Below are 3,909 nucleotides of genomic sequence, written 5' to 3' on the forward strand. Positions count from 1 at the left end.
GGAAACGTGGCGTATGGCAAGGCTATCTGACATGCGAAAACGCTGAGAAAGGAAGAGAAATATCGGACTGGATTGGTGCCAAAGACAGCGCGAAAAAGAGCCAAAAGCGACGTGAACTCACAATAGCCTGCAAGTGAGACTCGCTACTAGCCCACTCCCCTTCAATATCTAGCTTTGAAAGAGCCTTGGTTACCGACCGAAAGCTTCAGGCTGCGCACCTCGAAACGGTGTCGCCCAAGAGCAGGATTTAACAACCTCTTCGCCACCTAATCCAAGGCAACCGCCATCGAATGGCATAGGATTTTCGATGTTTTGTGCTACACGCCCAAAACCATGGGGCGGATGCACGGATGCATGTCGAGAGCATTATAACGCGGAGCGCGTGACACATAATATCAAGACCAGTTGGAGCCCGATCATGCATGATTCGCACAGCGCATGGAGCTAGGCGAATCCATCCAGCAGCAAAATCAGATTCATGTTTCTGGATTTTTAACCAAACTTCTAGTACTGCCAGCCCGCAAGGCGAATGCACCGCACCATAAAAGGAGAGTTCTGTGGCGACTGCCAAACCAGCGATGAAAATGCCGGAATTACTAGTTTTTGCCAAACCACTAGCAATAGGGTTCATCGGAGCAGAAGTCTGGCGAGTCGCAGCCTACCTTGGCAAAAACTTCGCTCCAATATTGCAAGATGTTGAATTATGGATACAAGCGAGCGGAATCATAGCCGGGGTGCTGCTTTGCCTGACGTACGGATACAAACGGGGAGCATACGTCACGGCTGCCAAAATGGGCCGCAGCTTTCGGATCGATCTACTCTTGGCACTCGGCATTGGTATCTGGGCAAATGAGTTGACCTCACCTTGGTTGGCAAAATTTCACATAGCCCTACAAGCAGCGGATCCTTATTGGACACCAGCATTGTTTCTTCTTCTCTGTGCGATGCTGTTATCGCCACTGGTTCAACAATATTGGCCTAGAGCCAAGAGTACGATTCCGCAGCTGTTTTTCATTGCGGACGAGGAAATCAGAGATAAGAAAGAAGACGTCCTAGCAAGTGAAGCGCAGGCCAAATCGTTCGCGGAGACTGTACTCGCGAGCGACGCCCATCCGGGGCTTGTTTTTGGCGTTGATGGGCCTTGGGGAGTCGGGAAGACAAGCTTCATCAACCTCGCAGAACGTCATTGGGCGAACGCGGAAGACAAGGCGATTGTTTGTCGTTTCGAACCCCTTCGTTACGCGTCAGAGCCTGACCTTGCTGACCGCTTGATCAGAGACCTATCCGCCGCTATTCAGCGTGAAGTTTTTGCTCCAGAGTTTCGGCCTGCTGCATCCCGGTACTCTCGACTGATAAAAGGAAAAAGCAGACGTTTCTTTCCTAGGCTTCAAGTTGTCCGTGGAACCGTCTCAGGAAACCGTGGATGAACTGCTGGAAGACATTGATGAGGTCCTCCGACGCATCGGTCGTCGCGTGATCATCGTAATTGATGACCTTGATCGTCTGGACGCAAAAACTACGAATTCAGTTCTGTTCGCCACACGGCGAACGTTCAAGCTCTCACAGGCTACCTATGTACTTTGCTACGACACGGAAATACTCGCGGGAAGCCAAGAGGATAGTTCGAGAGCGAGGGAATTTCTTGAAAAGTTCGTGACAGTAAAGCTGAGCCTGTTTGTCGACAGTTCAGGCATCAGGGACTTCCTACAGAGGGACTGGCAACGCGAAAACAACCAACTGGGCTCGATTCCTTCCGATACAATGGTGAGCCTTGGGTCTGTACTCAACGAGTTGGCAAGTATCCTCGACGGAGATCTTGCGTCTAGCTATCTACCGCTTGTTGGCAATCTCCGCAAGATTAAGCGTTTCGTTAACGCAATGCTGCTCATGCAACTCGAACGCAGCAATCTAGGTCGAACGGACTTCAACAGATGCGATCTTATTAACCTGATCCTTCTGCACTTGAACTACCCTGGGTTGTTCAGAGTTATCTATGCAGAAGAAACTGAGGGACGATCCGGATCATTTTCGCTCCGTCGCACCCACGGAAAACCCGATTTCACTAACTCAACTGAGTTTTCAAAACTAGTAGCGGAGCAACCAGCCCCCGCAGCATTCTTATTAAGACAGCTTTTCGATGTAGACACACTGGAGCTTCCTGCTCGAACTGATGTAGAAGAGGCGGTCCTGGCAACGCGCGCTTGCTTCAACCACGAGTCTTTCAGGAATCTAGAGAATTACCTGAAACTGATTGTTCGATTTGCTACGCCCGAACCACAACAGACATTTGTTCTGTACCACAATGCTGTGGAGCAGGTCCGTAAGGGGGTATCTATCGTTTCGATTCTGACGTCCGGAGACTTCCAGCTGGAACGAGGCCAGCACGCACACGACCAATTCTGGAGAGTGCTCGTCAATCAATCCTATGACCTCACTAAAGCCGTTGCGGAGGACTCCATCAACACTCTTGTGGACTACCTACCAAGGTATTCTGCGATTGCAGAGGAAGATAGAGGTCTGCGACAGAGATCGATCTACTCACTACTACGACTTCTAGATCGTGCTGGATGGGGAAGAACGACTGGTAAGCGACTACCAAACTCAGCTGAAAATGTTGTTGAAATCGCATGGAGAATTTTTGGCGAGCGCGATTACGAAGGGAAAGGATTACTTGAGCGACTTATCGACAACAACCGCGGGGTCCTAGGCTGGAACGATTTAATGCTTTTCAGGCTCCAGTGCTCCGCAGATCGGAGGGGCCAACTGAACAACCTCCATTCCGCCCTTATCGTGCATGAGGACTTAGATGCAGCCACAACCGGCTGGGTAGAAAAGCTCACGCTGATGGCAATGAGAAGGCTATCGCAGAAGATTTTTGCGTTGTTTAAGCACTCCTATATTGACACTGGGCGAAACTTTTTCACAGAAGTCGACGGCGTGCCTAATGAAGCATTTCTCGGCGAAGCTTCGTCTCAAACTGGCGAGAATGCGTCCATAGATGACCACTCGCTTGTCCGAAGTGTTTCGTCAGCGCGTTCCACGCTTAAATCATTCGTAATCTATCAGCTGAGCAACTCTAAGCTACCTAATGGGTCAGGCGTAGGTTGTGGGTATTACGACACACATGGCGATAAAGATTGTGGTGGTATAGCACGCCTAATGGGAGAGTACGTGTTTGGCTTTTGCTTCAATCCGGATATTGACGATGAGAACGCTTTCCACTTCATTGATCACTGCTTAGCTAATCTGACCAACTCTTTCTTCACGGACTTGAGCGACGAGGGGTATGTCGCGTCCAGGGCAGGGCTCACAGGAGGTTTCGATCCAAAGGAAATTGGGCAGTATTGGGCCCAGCATCGCGACTTCATTCGCGAAAAAATGAAAAACGTCGATGAGCGCTATGTGTTTACATTGAGTTACACAGCTTCGTACAGCGAAGACTTGGATAGAGTGTTTTCCATACTAGATGAACTGGCCGACGAAGCAACAGGAGTAACGACTGATGCTGAATCCCCCTCACGATTCCAGGCTGAAGCGTATGGGTCGGATGCCGGTTAGTGAACCGTTATGGCTTCATGGTTTACCAAGTGCTGGCCCCATCTGCGCTTGGAAATGCACTTCTTCTCTCACCTAATACTCTAAACTTTCAATGGACTTATACCTGCCATAAACTCACGAATCAGCCGACCTGACCAGAAACCTGCTTCGCAGAATTTGACCAGTCCAATCAGCCAAGATTATGGGGCGGAAACCTCGACACCAAGCGAATAGCCAAGTGAGGCGTAACCTAGTGTGCTGTTCTCAAATTAACATTTCTCCGATATTGGCTACACTTCCGGTGTCATCCAACGTTCGGAGAAGCGCAGGTGAACGCACTCAACATTGTCCTCAGTCCAGAAGAGCATGCCG

Annotated in this window: 2 protein-coding genes; both read left to right on the top strand. The window is 49.9% G+C overall.

Going from position 1 to position 3,909, the window contains the following annotated elements; genetic code table 11:
• The first annotated feature begins 557 nt into the window (after nt 1-557).
• Nucleotides 558-1,427: a P-loop NTPase fold protein gene (locus ACWIKB_RS33265; RefSeq protein WP_475271648.1), complete on the top strand. Its 870-nt coding sequence runs from the start codon at nt 558-560 to the stop codon at nt 1,425-1,427.
• Nucleotides 1,420-3,558: a P-loop NTPase fold protein gene (locus ACWIKB_RS33270; RefSeq protein ID WP_475271649.1), complete on the top strand. Its 2,139-nt coding sequence runs from the start codon at nt 1,420-1,422 to the stop codon at nt 3,556-3,558. Before ACWIKB_RS33265 ends, ACWIKB_RS33270 begins: the two co-directional genes overlap by 8 nt.
• The last annotated feature ends 351 nt before the right edge of the window (nt 3,559-3,909 follow it).

The sequence above is a fragment of the Pseudomonas sp. 5Vm1k genome (genome assembly GCF_056161485.1).